The organism is Leptospiraceae bacterium (genome assembly GCA_016708435.1).
Lineage (GTDB): Bacteria > Spirochaetota > Leptospiria > Leptospirales > Leptospiraceae > UBA2033.
In genome coordinates this window covers 284,168-300,929 of record JADJFV010000034.1, presented here as the reverse complement: position 1 = coordinate 300,929, position 16,762 = coordinate 284,168, and the positions used below count along the sequence as shown (strand labels likewise).

14 protein-coding genes and 1 tRNA gene are annotated in these 16,762 nt (G+C 35.7%); 8 read left to right on the top strand and 7 right to left on the bottom strand.

Annotated features, from left to right (window positions below):
• Nucleotides 1-18 precede the first annotated feature (18 nt).
• Nucleotides 19-1,836, bottom strand: a complete 1,818-nt coding sequence (locus IPH52_24165; protein MBK7058087.1) for a hypothetical protein — start codon at nucleotides 1,834-1,836, stop codon at nucleotides 19-21.
• Nucleotides 1,837-2,216: 380 nt separating this feature from the next.
• Between IPH52_24165 and hemB the strand changes: the two genes are divergently transcribed.
• The 5 genes from hemB (at nucleotide 2,217) to IPH52_24140 (ending at nucleotide 4,859) form a co-directional block, all read left to right on the top strand.
• Nucleotides 2,217-3,194, top strand: a complete 978-nt coding sequence (gene hemB, locus IPH52_24160) for a porphobilinogen synthase (protein ID MBK7058086.1) — start codon at nucleotides 2,217-2,219, stop codon at nucleotides 3,192-3,194.
• A 7-nt stretch (nucleotides 3,195-3,201) separates the two neighbouring features.
• A complete protein-coding gene (locus IPH52_24155) occupies nucleotides 3,202-3,879 on the top strand; it encodes an acetoacetate decarboxylase family protein (GenBank protein MBK7058085.1) in 678 nt (225 codons plus the stop codon).
• A 44-nt stretch (nucleotides 3,880-3,923) separates the two neighbouring features.
• A complete protein-coding gene (locus IPH52_24150) occupies nucleotides 3,924-4,331 on the top strand; it encodes a response regulator (protein ID MBK7058084.1) in 408 nt (135 codons plus the stop codon).
• A gap of 143 nt (nucleotides 4,332-4,474) precedes the next feature.
• Nucleotides 4,475-4,548 (top strand) — tRNA-Met (locus IPH52_24145).
• 23 nt (nucleotides 4,549-4,571) lie between these two features.
• Complete coding sequence (locus IPH52_24140) at nucleotides 4,572-4,859, top strand: Cys-rich protein (GenBank protein ID MBK7058083.1); 288 nt, start codon at nucleotides 4,572-4,574, stop codon at nucleotides 4,857-4,859.
• A gap of 52 nt (nucleotides 4,860-4,911) precedes the next feature.
• Here the strand turns inward: IPH52_24140 and thiH are convergent, their stop codons facing one another.
• The 3 genes from thiH to IPH52_24125 are packed head-to-tail and all read right to left on the bottom strand — an operon-like array spanning nucleotide 4,912 to nucleotide 9,613.
• Complete coding sequence (gene thiH, locus IPH52_24135) at nucleotides 4,912-6,027, bottom strand: 2-iminoacetate synthase ThiH (GenBank protein ID MBK7058082.1); 1,116 nt, start codon at nucleotides 6,025-6,027, stop codon at nucleotides 4,912-4,914.
• A complete protein-coding gene (locus tag IPH52_24130; GenBank protein ID MBK7058081.1) occupies nucleotides 6,017-6,799 on the bottom strand; it encodes a thiazole synthase in 783 nt (260 codons plus the stop codon). Before IPH52_24130 ends, thiH begins: the two co-directional genes overlap by 11 nt.
• A 48-nt stretch (nucleotides 6,800-6,847) precedes the next feature.
• Complete coding sequence (locus IPH52_24125) at nucleotides 6,848-9,613, bottom strand: AAA family ATPase (protein MBK7058080.1); 2,766 nt, start codon at nucleotides 9,611-9,613, stop codon at nucleotides 6,848-6,850.
• 181 nt (nucleotides 9,614-9,794) lie between these two features.
• Between IPH52_24125 and IPH52_24120 the strand changes: the two genes are divergently transcribed.
• On the top strand, nucleotides 9,795-11,591 hold the full coding sequence (locus tag IPH52_24120) for a motility associated factor glycosyltransferase family protein (protein ID MBK7058079.1): 1,797 nt from the start codon (nucleotides 9,795-9,797) through the stop codon (nucleotides 11,589-11,591).
• Here IPH52_24120 and IPH52_24115 read toward each other — a convergent pair.
• The 3 genes from IPH52_24115 to mqnC form a co-directional block, all read right to left on the bottom strand.
• Nucleotides 11,588-11,896 (bottom strand): hypothetical protein, encoded by a 309-nt coding sequence (locus IPH52_24115; protein MBK7058078.1) that lies wholly within the window; start codon nucleotides 11,894-11,896, stop codon nucleotides 11,588-11,590. The genes IPH52_24120 and IPH52_24115 overlap by 4 nt on opposite strands.
• A 204-nt stretch (nucleotides 11,897-12,100) precedes the next feature.
• On the bottom strand, nucleotides 12,101-12,901 hold the full coding sequence (locus IPH52_24110) for a prolipoprotein diacylglyceryl transferase (protein ID MBK7058077.1): 801 nt from the start codon (nucleotides 12,899-12,901) through the stop codon (nucleotides 12,101-12,103).
• Between the two features lie 510 nt (nucleotides 12,902-13,411).
• Nucleotides 13,412-14,548, bottom strand: a complete 1,137-nt coding sequence (gene mqnC / locus IPH52_24105; protein MBK7058076.1) for a dehypoxanthine futalosine cyclase — start codon at nucleotides 14,546-14,548, stop codon at nucleotides 13,412-13,414.
• A gap of 29 nt (nucleotides 14,549-14,577) precedes the next feature.
• Between mqnC and IPH52_24100 the strand changes: the two genes are divergently transcribed.
• On the top strand, nucleotides 14,578-16,005 hold the full coding sequence (locus tag IPH52_24100; protein MBK7058075.1) for an N-acetylmuramoyl-L-alanine amidase: 1,428 nt from the start codon (nucleotides 14,578-14,580) through the stop codon (nucleotides 16,003-16,005).
• Complete coding sequence (locus IPH52_24095) at nucleotides 15,998-16,759, top strand: hypothetical protein (protein MBK7058074.1); 762 nt, start codon at nucleotides 15,998-16,000, stop codon at nucleotides 16,757-16,759. Before IPH52_24100 ends, IPH52_24095 begins: the two co-directional genes overlap by 8 nt.
• The last annotated feature ends 3 nt before the right edge of the window (nucleotides 16,760-16,762 follow it).

Sequence of the window (16,762 nt, the reverse complement as noted above, 5' to 3'; positions counted from 1 at the left end):
AGACTAGCTTTTTTTGACTCAATCCTCTTCCGTCCAATCTGGCTTGCCTTCATATATAAAAGTTCCTTTTCGGATGTTAAAGAATAAAAGCTCCGGTCCACTAAAAAAAATTCCCTGTAATCCTTTTACAAACTGTTCCCCCTTGTCAAAGGGAATAATTATCGCACCTAACCCAAGCTCGCCTATGCCGGCAATTAAATTTACAAAGCCATAAATTGGTCTTTGCCAGAAGACATCATCGGTAAAGAAAATAAAAAAAGAATCTTCCTTGTTAAATTTGTAAAATTTTGAAGTAAATGTTGAAGACTCTCTCATAAAGAATAGAAAATCAGCGGATATATTTCTTTCTAAAATAATTGTTCGTAAAGATGGTATCATATTTTCATTTACGACTCGGTAATTTTTACCTACCGCATAATATGCATAAACCGGAACAAACACAAAAGAGTCGTCACCTCTCACCACACCGCCCAGTTTTTCTTTCGATTCTTTATCGACTTCCTCAAAAAAAGAATTTATCGAATGAAATATTTCAGTAGTGCAGTTTTTTTTAAATAAATTAAAAGAATATTTTTTTTGTAAGGATAATTCATATTTGTCTCTATTGGACTTATAAAGCTCTTCCATTTTTTTCAGAGATTCCTTATAGGATTCCGATCTATAAAGGTAGACACTCTCTTCTTTTGATGGAAGCATCAATTCATAGTTTATGCGAATCGGTATCGACTCCCCTAACCCATTTAGAACCTCACGCTCTCTGTTTGCCAGGTCTTCGAGTATTGTATAATCTCTTTCTAAAAGAATATCTTGCTTTGACATTTTTAAGAATAAAGCATTTGTTTTCTTTGAAATTTGTTCATAAATTCCACTTAAATATGGTTTGTTTTGAATTGCATCCCCAATCACAAGAGAATGATTTTTTCCAAAGCTATCTAAAAAATATACCTTTCTTTCTTTGATTGACTTTTGTAACACTTGATAACGCGCCAATAAAACTAGCAGGGGATATCCAGTATTTGCCGATTTCGATTCAAGTAATCTTAGAATTTCTTCCTCTAAATTTTCTGAGAGCATTATAAAATGCTTAAGTATAGATTCGTTTACCTGTATTTCAGGATTACCGGTAAATGTAAAGTATCCGTTTGATTTCAAGCCCTGCTCTTCCTGGATAATTTCGAAGGCTTTTAAGTTTGAAAGCAAATCAACATATTCTATCGAAAAACTTTCCACAGCTTTCGGAAAACCATTTGAATTTGAATCGATTTGAATCGATAGAGGGAGTGGAATTCTGTAATTGTTTAATTGACTCCGAACGAAAGTTAAATGCTTTAAAATAAAATTAGATCCGAGCCTATCAACTATCTTCCTTTTTAAAGAACGATAATTCCTAGAAGATGAAGAGTTCTCCGAAAAATAACCTGCCGCTTTTAAAAAAAGAGTTTGATCACCCGAAAGTATGGATTCAATTATTCTGGCATCGTTTTGAAGCTTTTCAAGGTTGTCCAATTCCTTTCTTTGATAGAGGTATATTTCATTCATCCGCTCAAGAAGAAAAGTATAATTCTTCTTTGAAAGATTAATTTTCCGAATTAGAATAGTTCGATTTTCTTGTATACCATATACATAGCGAAACTCTTCCCATGGCTCTCGAATGATGTGGAAAATTTTGTCGGGAAAGTATTGGAAATGATAAACAAGTTGCCCTAGCCGAATCGCAGAATGTCCGCCACTCGACTGACCGGTATTTGCATTCACATATAAATAATCTAACGAATGCGATTCTTCTGTGGCATACAGAGAAAAAATAAAAAGTAGAAAAATAAAAAACTGTTTCAATCTTTTCGATGGGGCACAAAAGAATCTTGATTCGCGCATCTTTTTTTTCTCTGGTATTCAGAGATACAAAAGTTTTGAGCATAGGATTGAACTTGCTGGCTGTTCCATTCTGGCTTGCCAAAATAAGATGGTGATGTCTTTATATTTACCAAACAGAGTAGAAAATACCGCTGTGCACGTTTCTCGCAATATGCTTTTTCACTTTCAACACTGCTGCAGTTTCCAAAAAGTAAAACAGAAAAAGACGCACCATAGAAAAAAGAAATGACGGGGCTAAGAAACTGATTCATATTACCAAATACTGTAAATCCAATCCCATTTTTATTGTAACGTAAAATTTTTAATCGAAAAATCAATTGGTAAGCATTCACTGGCTATATATGGACATATTACGAAGACCAAGACGAAATCGGAAGTCAAGCCCCATTCGAGAAATGATGGCAGAAACAGTTTTAAGAAAATCTCAATTGATTCATCCTCTTTTTGTTCAAGAAGGAAACAAATTGAAAACCGAAATTTCTTCCATGCCAGATTTCTTCAGATTCTCACCCGATTTAATCCTGAAAGAGATTGAAGAGTCTTTAAATTTGGGAATACAAAATTTTATTCTATTTCCTCAAATTGAAGAAAAACTAAAAGATAAAAAAGCAACCCTTAGTTATAAGAAAAATAACCTATACCTCAAGATGATACAATCGATGAAAAAAGAATTTCCTGATGCGACAATTATTACAGATGTTGCGATGGATCCTTATAGCTCGGATGGACACGATGGATTTGTTGAAAATGGTAAAATTCTAAACGATGAGAGCCTTGTCATCTTAGGCAAAATGGCATTAGCCCAAGCAGAATCGGGTGCCGATATTTTAGGACCTTCTGATATGATGGACGGTCGCGTTGGATATATTAGAGATATCTTAGATAACAATGGTTTTTCTGATGTCGCAATCATGTCGTATACTGCGAAGTATGCCAGTAGCTTCTACGGACCATTTAGAGATGCACTCGGCTCTGCACCCAAAGCAGGTGATAAGAAAACTTACCAAATGGATCCTCGAAATGCAAAAGAAGCTTTATTAGAAGCAGAGCTTGATTTTCAAGAAGGAGCGGATTATCTGATGGTTAAACCAGCGTTAGCCTACCTTGATATTATCCAATCGATTAAACAAAACTTTCCAATTCCTGTTGTAGCTTATAATGTAAGTGGAGAGTATTCAATGATTAAAGCAGCCGCGAGACTTGGATGGCTAGATGAATCGAAGGCAATGGTGGAGAGTCTAATCGCGATTAAGCGTGCAGGGGCAGACATCATTATAACCTATTTCGCAAAAGATTTTGCAAAAATGAATCTTTTTTAACATGATTATGAATGATACAAAGCATTACCCACCACCATGGAATTTAAAAGGGGAAGGATTTATTATTCCTTTTTTAGGAAACAAGTCTTTATTACTCGATAAAGGTTTTATTCCTGAAGAAGATAAAAAATCCTTTGTAGGAGGACTTGGCGCTATCATGGTTGTAAACTATGAGTCTTCCAATGTAGGTCCATATTTCGAACTACTATTTATACCAGGAAACTTTGAACATAGTAGAACAACGAAGACATCAACCAAGAAAAAACTCTACAAAAAGATTACCAAAATATATGTGTCTAGCCTCACATCTGTGCAAGAAGGAAGATTAAATTGGGCAATTCCGAAGGAAATGGCAGAATTTACTTGGAAAAAAGAATCAAATAAAACTATGATTAGTGCTTCCTCAAAGGAGAACGGAGTTTTCTTAGAGGCAGAGATTACTAAGAAATTTTTCAGCTTCCCAATGAGTACAAAACTATATCCAATTTCACTGTTGCAGAAATCTGATACAGAAAGCCTAATCAACACAAAATTTGTGGGAAGCGGTAAAGGGAAAATTGCCTTCATAAATAAATGGATGGTTAATGAAAATTTATTTGCCAATCCATTTAGTATTTCTAGAATTTCTTTTGGGCTTTCAGCAGATGAGTTTAATATTATTTTTCCCATTCCAGAAATATTTTAAAAATATATAGATCGAGGATCTAACGAACCGAAGTTACAAATACTATGCAAACAAATGAAGAAAGAAAAAACCTGAGAGGATTACGCTTACTACTCGTAGAAGATAATATAAGCAACCAAAAAGTAGCATTACGTTATATGCAAAAATGGGAAATTGAAGCAGACTTAGCAGAAAATGGACTAGTCTGTCTAGAAAAGATCAGGGATAAAGATTATGATATTATTTTAATGGATTTGCAAATGCCCCAGATGGACGGTTATACTGCTGCAATAGAAATTAGAAAAAAAGAAGAGACCAAGTATAAGGAAATTCCAATCATTGCTTTATCAGCTACCGCCCTTCTTGACACCAAGCAGAAAGTGCAGAAAGCGGGAATGACGGACTATATAGCAAAGCCCTTTGTGCCAGACGAGTTATTCGCAATCATTGAACAATATTACAAAAAAAAATAAAACTACTCAGGAATAAAAAAATATTTTTCAATGAAAACTTCTTTCTTTTTCAATACGATAAATTAAGATTTCCGATAGATAAAATGACCTATTTTGTTTTGACAGTATAGGCATTTTAAAAATAAGGTTATAGAAGGTTTCGCGGCGACATAGCTCAGCTGGTTAGAGCATCGGAATCATAATCCGCAGGTCCGGGGTTCGAATCCCTGTGTCGCTAGAAAAACTTTCAAGGAGATAATCATGAAACTCATTTTTTCCTCTCTGTTAGTTCTCTCTCTTTTTTCTTCATCCCTTTGGGCATTAGATCCAAAATGTGATTTAGCTTGTGAACGTTTCCTAGATTGCGCTAGAGAAATGAATAAAGACAAGAAAGCAACTCCAGCAGAAATTAAGAAAATGAAAGATGGATGTATGAATGCTTGCAAGAGAAACACAAGAGCAGTCCTTGCTTGCTACGATGCAAGTCAATCTTCTTGCACTGAATTCGGATTGTGCATTCAGAAAAGTTACTCAGCTACAAAAAAATAACGTAAACCCTAGATAAAAACAGCGGCATCAAAGAGATGTCGTTGTGCCCTACTCAAACAATTGCATTATCGAAATCTTTCAGAATCGGATCAAACCCTTTAACTCGTATATAGCGGATAACCTCTGTTAGACTTCTTTTATCCTCTGTTTCAAACTGTTCAAGCTCCCCACTCTCACTATAGCCACCTGGTTCTGTTTTCGATTCGGCAGACATTGTTGTTATGCCTAAACCAATTAAATTATTGCGAAGACTTGCGCTCTCACGCGTAGACAGAACAATTCCAATGTCCTTAAAATAAATTCGCAGTGCAAATAGGAATCTAGTAAATTCTCTATCACTCACAGGAACTACAGAATGAAAATCACCCTTTGCAGGACGCATTCTTGGTAGAGATATTTGAAGCGAAGTTTTCCAATATTTTTTTAGAAGGTGAGATGCATGTAATCCTAAGAAAAACATTTCTCCCAGTGGATCGGCTAATCCGAGTAATGCGCCAATGCCAATTTTTCGAAATTCAGCAAGCCCACCTCTGTCAGGACCATTCAATCTGTAATCCATATCCTTTTTGACTCCACGCAGATGATATTTACGATAGGTATCTCGATCGTATGTTTCTTGGTACAATGCGAGTCCATCAACACCAGCCTGTATCAATTGCAGATACTCAAAGGTATCCATTGGATAAATTTCAATCGATACGGAAGAAAAGTATTCTTTTAAAATCTTTACAGAATCGATTAAATAAGACACTGGAGTTTTGGAATAATCTTCCCCTGTCAAAATTAGAATATGCTCAATTCCTTTTTTAGATAAAATCTCTGCTTCTTTACGAATTTCCTTTTCATTTAATGTCTTTCTTGGAATTTTATTTTCAAAACTAAATCCACAGTATAAACAGGATGACCTGCACTCATTTGAGAGATACATCGGCATATAAAGCTGAATCGTTTTCCCAAAACGCTCTTGCGTTATTTCTTTCGAGAGAATAGCCATTTCTTCTAGGTAAGAATTGGCATTGGGACTAATGAGAGACAAATAATCTGTAAACGCAAGCCGTTCGCCATTAACCGCTCTCGACAAGGCAATCTCTACATCTAGTTTCGTTTTTGCTTTGACTTCGGAAATACTTGAACGAAAATCAAATTGATTGAACAAGTCAAGAAACACGATCTTCCTCGTTTAAAAATCCAGTGAGCGGGCTAGAGGCATTAGCCTTAATGGAGAGATTTCCTTGAATTCTTCGCCCACGATGCAAATACGAAAGTCGTCCGGCAATCGTCGCAAGCTTAAAGGCTTCCGCAATTCGAGCAGGATTTTTTGCAATGGCAATGGCAGTATTTACAAGCACTGCATCTGCTCCCATCTCCATTGCCTCCGCTGCATGAGAAGGCTCTCCTAATCCTGCATCTACTATCACAGGAATTTTGGATTGCGCAATAATCATTTCAATGTTGGCGCGATTTTTAATGCCAAGATTTGATCCTATCGGAGAACCAAGTGGCATAACACAAACACATCCCGCCTCTTCTAAATGCCTGCATAAAATTGGATCTGCATTTACATAAGGCATCACTTTAAATCCATCTTTAGCAAGTTCAATAGCAGCCTTCAATGACTCAATCGGATCTGGCAATAAAAAAACAGGATCAGGGACTACTTCCAATTTAACCCAATCACCTGCACCTAGTGAGCGAGCGAGCTTTGCAAGTCGCACTGCCTCCATTGCATTTCTAGCTCCACTTGTATTTGGAAGAAGTAAAACTTTAGATCGATCAATCGAAGATAAAATATCATCTTCAGTGTTTTCCAAATTCACTCTTCTGAGTGCAACTGTGACAATTTCCGTTTCCGAAGAAGATATAGCGTCTCGCATTTCTAGCGAAGAGGAAAATTTTCCAGTGCCAATAAAAAGCCTGGAGTGGAATTTTCGTCCACCCATTTCCAGATAATCTTGATTAGCCTCGATTAGTTCTGCCATTTCTAAAACTTATACAGCCTCTTGCATTTTCTTTGCAAATTGTTTTGCTTCTTCTACTTTGAGAGAAATCACTCGCGACACACCAGGCTCTGAACTCGTTACGCCAAATATCGCGTTGGCGCGTGAAATCGTTGGAGGCGCATGTGTAATTACTATAAACTGACTTACATCTTTGAACTTATCTAGAATTTGACAAAAACGAATTTTATTTACTTCATCAAGTGCAGCATCAATCTCATCTAGAAAACAAAAAGGAGAAGGTTTGACCATATAAATCGCGAATAACAATGCGATAACCGTCATTGACTTTTCCCCACCTGAAAGAAGCTTTAAATTCTGCACATGCTTGCCGGGAGGCTCAGCTATTATTTCAACACCGGAGTTGAGCTTGTCTTCTTTCTCGGTTAGTTCAATCGTTGCATGACCTCCGTTAAATAGAGTGGAGAATGTTTCTTGAAAGTTCTTCTTAATAATTTCAAAAGTTTCTGTGAAAAGTTTTTCTGATTCAGCATTGATATTTTTTAAAACATCTAGAATATCATTTTTACTTTTCTCAATATCTTCTTTTTGTGATTTGTGGTGATCGTAAATTTCTTTCACATTGTTGTATTCATCAACTGCAAGTGGATTGATTGAACCAAGAAGTTGCATCTCGGATTTTATTTCTCTAAGCTTTGTATCCTCTGCTTCTTGCTTAAGAGTTAGAGAAGATTTTTCTTCTTCTAATTCCACATCGCTCATCGAATAATCGTTGTATAACTCTTCATTGAATGTATCCAACTGCACGCGAAGTGCCGAGGCTTTTCTTTCGAAATCGCTCATGAGTGGAATAATGGATTTAAACTCTTCTTGGTCAGCTTGCGAAGACGATTTTAGATTCTGGATTTCTGAGAAAAGATTCTTTAATTGTTCTTTCTCTGCTTCTAAAGTTTTACTCATTCCTAAAAATTCTGTATAGGACTTTTCGATTTGCTCTTCTAGAATTTTTACATCATCCTGATAGGTTACTTTTTTGTTTTGTAGAGTCTCAATTGATTTTTCAAAATTTGAAATTCTTTCACCAGCTTCATGCTTAATGCGAAGTTCTTTATCTCTAGCGTCTAACGCTGAGGCATTTTTGCCTTCCATCTCTAAGATGCTTTTTTCTAGTTTAACGATTTCCTCTTTTTTTTCTTCCAAGGAAAGACGTAATGATTCAATGTTTGAACTTGCATCTTTTATCTTTCTAGATAGGTTTTCATTTTCTAAAATCAAGTCCTCAATTTCAGAGTCAATGCTTTCTTTTTTTGCTAGAAGTCCATCCTTATCAAGTAGAATATCACGAAATACATCTTCCATTTCAATAAAGTCTTTTAGATTTTCTCGATACGAAGTAAGATTTATCTCACGCAAAATCTCTGTTACGCGCTCAGAACTTAAATTTCCAGATATAATTTCGTTGATTTTATCTATATTATCATCGAGCGAAGATATTAAAAATTTTCTAAGCTCTTCTCTTTTACCTTCTGATTTTTCGGCGTCTCTTTTCTTCTCTTCAATTTGATTGATTAAAGAGAGGATACTGTCTTTTAATTTTTCTCGCAGAATATTATGCTTCTTGTCATTGGAAGCAATCGTTTCTTGATAATTTTGAATATTTCGTAACTCTTCTTCGATTTGAATTTCAATTTGTTTTTTGTCAGAAGTAAATTTTTCTACATTCGCTAAAGTCATCTGAATCATTTTGGCAAGATTTTCGCTAAGAGCCAAAAGTTGATTATACTCGGATTCTGCATTTTCCATCCGCGTTCTTTCACTTTCTAGATTTGCTCTCAGTTCATCTATACGTTGATCGAACTCGTGGATAATACTTTTATTTTTCTCAATTTTTTCTCGCTGAATTTCTTTTTGTGATAGGAAATCCAAAAGCTTTTTGTCTATCTCAGAAATTTTCTGCTCCATTTCGTAGCGAAATTTTTCTCTTTCTTCGATTAGCTTTGCATCATCACTCATGCGAGCCATTAGCTCTTCGTTTTTCTTTTTTACTTCCGCTAATTCTGCGTCTACTTTTTTAGAACGAGTCTTAAGACTTTTTAGTTTTAAGTAACGAATATTTTTATCTGCTTCTGTTAATTTACTTTTGAGATCAAAATAATTCTTTGCTCTTTCGGCTTGTTTACTTTTTAAGTCTAACTCTTTTTCCATCGAGGACATAATATCGGATATCCGCAAAAGATTTTGGCTTGTGTATTCTAATTTTTTCTCTGTCTCTGCTCGATCCATTTTGAATCTAGAAATTCCTGCTGCCTCATCAAAGATTGCTCTTCTATCTTCAGGCTTTGCATTCAGAATTGCCTCTACTCTTCCCTGCTCCATGATAGAGTAACTAGCCTTTCCAATCCCAGTATCCATTAAAAGTTTTTCTACGTCTTTTCTTAGAACACGGGAGTTATTTATATAATATTCATTTGTTAAATCAGGAAATAATCTTCTTGTGATCTTCACTGTAGGAAAATCAATCGCGAAAGTTTTATTGCTATTATCCAGATGAACGGCTACTTCTGAGAAACCGGCGGGATCTCTTGTTTCTGATCCATGGAAAATAACATCTTCCATCTTATCACCGCGTAAACCTTTCGCAGATTTTTCGCCTAGAACCCATCTAAGCGCATCCACAATATTTGACTTTCCTGAGCCGTTCGGACCGACAACCGCCGTAAAGCCCGGATCAAAAACAACCTCTGTCTCATCAGCAAAGGTTTTGAATCCAACAATATTCATACTTTTTAAATACATAAAGTCCCCTGATATAGAAAAGTAATTTGATTTAAAATGGGTAAATTTACCAATTCTCCTTGCCGGGAGATTTATAATTTACCCTTCTGAAAACCTTTCGTACTATCGAAAATTGATCGCTTTTTCTTTTTAAAACCGATTGACCAAATCTCTAGGGTGTACATTATAAAAAGTGGATATTATGTCACCAATAAATTTAAAAGAATTAATTCTTAAAAAACCTTATTTGAACCTTTATTTTCAAGGCTCTATCGAGTCTTCGAGGGTATATGCCCTAAATAAAATTAAGGAAAAGGAGGAATACTATGTCTCGATTGGCGGAAAAAATTTAGCTAGTTCGGTAGCTCCAAAGGTTTCGGCAATGAGGATGATTGGCGAAACAAAGATTCGCGAAACGGATTTGGTCGTAGTCTTTGGACTGGGAAATCCTCATCTTATACAAATCCTGAATGAGAAGATTGCACGGAATCAAATAATTCTATTTATAGATTCCTCGGAAGAAATTCTTTCTAGTTTATGGGATAAATTTATTTATCCGGCAATGGAAATTCCAGGTCGTCATCTATTCTTAGGCGAAAGACTACTCCACCTTCTATGGGGCTACATTGAATCTCTTCCTATAGAGCGGCTATCCGGTATTAAGTTCTTTAGAAATAATCCTAGCATCCAATTAAACCCAGCTTTTTACTTAGACATTGAAGAGCGTATCAACAAACTTTTTTCTTCTAAGATGAGCGATTTACTTACTAAATTTGAATTTGAGCGCATATGGGTTCGTAATTCCATTTCAAATTTGATTCAATACAATTCAAACCCTACTCCTAGATACAAATTTAAAGAATGTTTAGGAGATTACAGTCATATACCAGCGATATTAGTTTCGGCAGGACCGAGTTTGCGAAGCCAATGTGATTTTATTAAAGAAAATCGCGATAAAGTATTTGTATTCGCTTGCGATACTGCTCTTAAAGTTCTTCTGAAGTTTGGAATAATACCCGACGGAGTAATGACATTAGACGCTCAATTGCACTCTTATTTTCATTTTCTAGGAGAAGATTTATCTGAGATTCCTATATTCGCCGACTTCGTAACCTCCCCTGCTTTGCTGCGTAATTTTAAATTCAAATCAATTATCCATAGCCTGACAGCTAAATTTCAAGTAGATGCTTCGGGAAAACCATTTAGAGAAATAACAGCAGGCGGCGCTATCGTAGAAGAAAAAATTGGTGACATAGGAGATGTTCAATCAGGCGGAAGTGTTGCGACTAGCGCATTTGATATAATACGCCAAATGGGGTTTTCTCCCATTTTCCTCACGGGACAGGACTTAGCATATACAGGACGAGAAATTCATTCAACAGGAACACATCACAATGAAAAATGGCTTACTGTTTTAAACCGAAAAAAAAGTCTTGAAAAAATAAATGAGGAGATCGTTCGCAAGAGAGAAACAAAGTATGTAAAAGCTTGCGACGGAGGAACTGTTTTAACTGATTACGTATTAGGAATTTACAAGCACTGGTTCGAGGAGTCAGCCAAAACTACAACGCTTGAAATTTACAATGTAAGTAGTAGAGGCTCCTATATTGAAAATGTCAAAAACATTGGCGTTACAAAAGCCAAACAACTGTTATCCGCGAAAGAGAATCACAATTATCCATGGGCCAATAACCCCGCATGGCAAGGAGAACCAAAAGAAATACTATCAAGTGAAACTCTTAAAAAGGAATTTTTAAACGAATTGAATAATCTTAGTTCTTATCTAGATGAAATTTCTATTGATAATTCTGAAATAATCTTAGAGCAAATTAAAGAAAAAATCAATCAAATACATTATCTCAAACAGATGATTCGCAAAACAGAGATTTACCTCCGCAGGTACGAAAAAGATTTGAATGAGGTGAGGCAAAGAGAAATACTTCTCAATTCTCTAAAAAAAGAAATTCGTTTTTTGAAAAAAGGAATTCTAATCTCTTAGCGCAATTGGGATCGATTTTTATTTCGTTGTTTGTCAATGGATTTTCTATGGGTATCACACAATCTGTATAATTTGCCTGAAGAAGGATTTACGCGTTTTACTTTAGTCTCGCATACGATACAAAGACCTCTGGCTCTTCGTTTATTATACAGTATACGAACTCTGCTTCCTCCATCCATTTGATATTTACTGACTTGAATTCTGTATCCGTTGAATACGAATAGGCCAATTGCTTCGTCGGATTTTTCCTGTATCTTTTTCGCTATTTTGTTTAGGTCATCACTTTCAATTTTCGCAGGTTTCATTTTGTTTCCTTTTAAAATATAAACTCAAAAAAATATAATACTTAGACATGAAAAGAATAATTTTGATTTCAAAAATAAAATTTTTTTTACATACTCAAGTAAACAAAGATAACCTGTTCAAGAAAATGCAATCAAATAGGCTGCGGCTAATCATAATAAACTCAATTTATAATACACCTTGTTAAGCATAAAATGAAAAGGTTTTCATAAACAATACTTTCTCAAATAGAATCTTAAAAGTAAAAAATAATAATAACCAATTCCTAAAATACAGGCGATTTGTATAAACGATAGGCGAAATAAGAAAAGATTTACTGGCTTAATGAATTCAATGATAAATCGAAAAATCAAATAATGAAATAAGAAAAGCTTAAATCTAACACCATTCGGTAAACGATTCTGTTCCTGAAATATGCTTCCATTTATTTGATGAAGATAAGAAATTACTTTTTGAGATTCTAATAAGCGAATCCAAATCCATAAAACCATTAAAAAAATAATTTCATAAATCTGTGTCGGATGACGTTTAACACCATCTCCAAAATTAATTCCCCAGACAAGCTCTGTTTCCACGCCGTAAGTTCCATCTTCTAATCCTGCCAAAAAACATCCAACTCTCCCAATCATGATTGCAAGAATGAGAGGATAAGTCATAATATCCCCGGATGAATATTTGATCCCCAAAAATTTCTTTGTTATCTCAACTGCAATTAATCCACCTAAAAGTCCACCTACAATTGTTTTTTGGGAATAATAAAAAAGTAGCGGAGTATCCCGATTCACCAGTTCAATATGTTCCATCACTGCAATGAATCGTGAAAAAAGTATTGCCCCAATACTTACCGCAATGAGTATCCAAAGTCTTTCTGATGAAGTAAGAAGGGCTTTTTCTTTTTTTCGTAAGACCATATAAAAACGAAACCCAATTAAGAAGGCAAGCGTTTCAAAAAGTAAGTGAGAAGATATTTCAAATACACCAAAGTTTAGGTTTAGAGGGAAATTCATTAAAAATAAAGTAGGTAATATGCTTGATTTGTCAATGGAGAATAATACTGCTGGAAAATTAAAATTTATAAACTAGTTATTGACTCACGAAGATAGGTATTAATGTTTTATAATATTATGAAGCGAGAGTTAGTTGTATTTGGTTTATTTTTACTGGTGAATGTTGCGCTTTCAGTGAATTGTTTTTTTTATTTTCTATTACCCTTACCTCAGTAGCAAGAGATGTCTCAAAGAAAATATAAAATGGCTAAAGCTAGATAGCAAGACACAAACATATATTTCTAATCGCTTAATGGAATACGAAAAAATGTTGATTAATAGCAACGATTCAAACCAATTTTTATTTTCTAAAAAGAATGAAGATTCTATTGAAAGCTATATTGTTGATGAAGAGAAAAAATCTCACTCAATAACCGACTCTTTCTCTTATCATTCCAAATTCAAAATTAATAATTCACCATTATCCGCAAACTCCCCCATTCCTCATTCCGTATTAACAATTCCTCATTATTACGCCCCCAAGTTCATATAATTCATTTCTTTTCCAGTAGGAACGTAATCAGGATACTTGTCATAATTATAAAGTAAGTCGCGGCGTTTAGGAGTAAAGCCTGCACCGGCTAGAAAGCGAGTAGCCTCTTCTTCTGATTTAAGACCGAAGGAGCGAAGAACATTTTCTTCAATTACAACAGAGGAAACGTCATCCGCTCCACTGTATAAAGCAAGCTGCCCTACTCCTTTTCCGAGAACCATGACAGAGGTTTCAATATGGGGAATATTATCTAAAAAGATGCGGCAAATGCCTAATACCTTCAAATACTCATGAGTCGGAACCATTCTAATTTTAAATCGCTTTGTTTGCGGTTGAAATGTCCACGGGATAAATGCGAGAAACCCGTGAGTTCTATCTTGCGACTCGCGGATAACGTTTAGGTGTTCAATGACTTCTTCTTTTGTTTCCTCTGATCCAAATACTACGTTGGCACTGCCGAGTAAACCTACTTCATGACAGGTTTCCATTGCGCGGGTCCATTCACTAACGCTTGCTTTTTTGGGGGAGATAATATTACGCATACGCTCGGTAAGAATTTCTGCACCTGCACCGGGAACAGAATCAAGTCCTGCTTCTTTTAAACGAAGAAGAACATCTCTTAGGCTAAGACCGGTTAGCCTTTCCATATTGATAATTTCTACGGGCGAGAAAGCCCTAATATGCATTTCCGGAAAACGGCTCTTAACCGCAGAGAGCACATCTAAGTAATAATCGAATTTTAAATTGGGATAGACTCCGCCCTGTAGAAACATCTGGTCTGCATTTTCTTTTTTGGCAAATTCCATTTTTTCTACAATGTCTTCTTTGCTTAAAACGTATCCCTTACCCGAACCAATTTCATCCATGAAAGAACAGAAAGAGCATTCAACATTGCAATAGTTTGTATAATTGACAACGCGAAACATGGTATAGCTTGCATATTTATGGCTGAGAACTTTTTCCCGTAGCGCACGTGCCACAAATTGAATTTTTAGAAAATCACCCTCTTCATACAAAAGAAGTGCCTCTTCCTTTGAAATTCGATTCCCTTCCAATGCTTTCTGTAAGATTTTATCCGATTTTTCTGTTGCCTTAAATTCTTCCTGCAATAACATTCATAACCTCGATTAGATACTTTACAAGAATGAATATTCACTTATTTTTGCAATTAGAAAGAAGATTTCTGATCATCAAATTACAAGGAAGCATTTTGAAAACATATTTAGTTTTATTACTCTTAGTTGTAGGCTTTAGCCTACAGAGCGACCCAATTAAAAAATATAAAATCGTAATCGACCCGGGACACGGTGGCGCCAAGCAAGACCCTCTCGAAATTTTCGGAGATAAATATGACACAGTAACGGGAAGATTTTTAGAAAATTACAAAGATGGTGCCAGCCACCCCAAAGCAGGGCGCACGGAAATGGAAATTGTTTTAGAAGTAGGAAAGGAATTAAAAGAAATTTTAGATCTCACTAAAACAAAAAAAGGATTTCAAAAATTCAAATCTTATATCAAACTTTTCTCTGACTCCGATGCTCCTTGGATCAAAATTGAATCAGCCATGACAAGAACAGACAATTACAAGGATAGAAGTTACAGAGAAAAAGAAGACAAGAACCAACTCTATCGCCTTTATGATTATCCTGATTTTAAAACGGGAAAAAATCGCTTGGGAAGAATTTCTATGATTAACAAAGAAAAACCGGCGCTTGTAGTTTCTCTCCATATCAATGCAATGAACGCAGCTCCCGATTCAGGAGGAATGGGTGCCGTGATTGCTCCTTCCTATCAAACCTTTGAACTTCTAAAAAGAATTTCAGATAAAAAAGCACAGCCGGAAGAATTTTTAAAAACTCCCTGGAAGAATTGGATGCTCTTTGAATCAAAATGGTCAAGACTAGAAAATGCAATTGCAGATGCATGGATTTATTTTAATGGATACTGGCCTAACCAGGCAGGAACAGAATCAAACGTAGAAAGATTTGAAGGCTATCGGGCAAATATGATTACATGGCGATATAAAGATGCAGACGGATGGGAAAAAACTGTAAACAATAAAGAAGGTCCGTATGCAATAGATCATTCTGGGTTTCGTGCAGTGGGAAAATTTTGGGATAGAGAGAGAGGCAAACCAGAGTTAATGCGCAGAGAGGGCGGCTTAGAGGGATTTGGCGGTGACAATCTCTATGCAAGCAATGAATTGCTACGTTTTATGCAGTATGGACTGCGGTTACAGGTAAATGAAGACAAAGATACATACAAAGAGCCAAACAAAATATTGCTTCCCTTTGTATCTACTTACAGTATTCCTACTTTTGTAAATGCGATTTCAGCCTATCTGGAATTGGGTGAAATTACAAGCGATAGAGACATGTATTTTGTAACGACCAAGAAACGCAAAACAGCCATTTGTCTCGCAGTTGGGATATATTCTCTATTCAATGGATTAGAGCTAAGACCTATCGAAACTCTCTACACTCCTAAGGGGAGACGAATTGACTTTGAAAAATATGTAGGCAGCACAGGACTTAGCTATTTCGAAGAAGTGGTGTCAGATAAAAATGAATAAACCAACCCCTTTAAAAGAAAAAGAATTCGGACTTTTAATTCTCGCCTATAGGAAGTCTCTGCAAAAAAGATATTCGAGAGAGAATCTAAATCGCTTTCAGGAATTTACAAGCATTGATCAGGCAACGGTAGACCGTCTAACGTCCTATTTTTTAGAACTTCTTTATCCTGAATTGGAAGAGCGAATCAAGTTAGACCAAGCCTTTGAAGCCCTTGCCTCTTTTGTGCATTCTCCTGATAAAATGTTCGGGCTTTTGGGAAGTATAGGAACGATAATTTTTAAGTTCGGAAAGCAATTCTTCTCTGCCGCAAAAGCAGGAGTATCCGCTCTCAAGTCTTATGTAACTGCACATAAGTTTGAAGCAATTCTATATGATCATGCCAAGAAGCTGATTGCAGAAGGTAAAGACATTGAAGAAGAAATCTATTTTAATAGGCTAATCGCAAGTATCCCGCAAAAAGAGGCTGATGATTTCAGGCATCAAATCGTTAGCCTATTCGCCACTCTCTCGAAAAAGGAATTACTGGCAAAAATTTTGGAAGTTCTAGACTATGTAATAGGGAAAATGAAATTAAAACCTGAAACTTATACAGAGGCAGACATAGACGGAATCAGTCTTGGAAAAGGGATTATCATTCGAGGCAAAGACGTATTTACCGAACTGAGCCAAGAAAAGATTCAGTTAATTTTAAAAGGGATTGATACAATCGAAAAGGATTTCTATGAAAGAGCTTTAAAAGAGAATAAAACTTAATAC

Bases quoted from the DNA above. Each gene is read 5' to 3' on its own strand.
- mqnC (MBK7058076.1), bottom strand. From the start codon at position 14,548: ATGTTATTGCAGGAAGAATTTAAGGCAACAGAAAAATCGGATAAAATC.
- IPH52_24140 (MBK7058083.1), top strand. From the start codon at position 4,572: ATGAAACTCATTTTTTCCTCTCTGTTAGTTCTCTCTCTTTTTTCTTCA.
- IPH52_24115 (MBK7058078.1), bottom strand. From the start codon at position 11,896: ATGAAACCTGCGAAAATTGAAAGTGATGACCTAAACAAAATAGCGAAA.
- IPH52_24125 (MBK7058080.1), bottom strand. From the start codon at position 9,613: ATGTATTTAAAAAGTATGAATATTGTTGGATTCAAAACCTTTGCTGAT.
- IPH52_24110 (MBK7058077.1), bottom strand. From the start codon at position 12,901: ATGAATTTCCCTCTAAACCTAAACTTTGGTGTATTTGAAATATCTTCT.
- IPH52_24100 (MBK7058075.1), top strand. From the start codon at position 14,578: ATGAATATTCACTTATTTTTGCAATTAGAAAGAAGATTTCTGATCATC.
- IPH52_24155 (MBK7058085.1), top strand. From the start codon at position 3,202: ATGAATGATACAAAGCATTACCCACCACCATGGAATTTAAAAGGGGAA.
- IPH52_24095 (MBK7058074.1), top strand. From the start codon at position 15,998: ATGAATAAACCAACCCCTTTAAAAGAAAAAGAATTCGGACTTTTAATT.
- IPH52_24150 (MBK7058084.1), top strand. From the start codon at position 3,924: ATGCAAACAAATGAAGAAAGAAAAAACCTGAGAGGATTACGCTTACTA.
- hemB (MBK7058086.1), top strand. From the start codon at position 2,217: ATGGACATATTACGAAGACCAAGACGAAATCGGAAGTCAAGCCCCATT.
- IPH52_24120 (MBK7058079.1), top strand. From the start codon at position 9,795: ATGTCACCAATAAATTTAAAAGAATTAATTCTTAAAAAACCTTATTTG.
- IPH52_24130 (MBK7058081.1), bottom strand. From the start codon at position 6,799: ATGGGTGGACGAAAATTCCACTCCAGGCTTTTTATTGGCACTGGAAAA.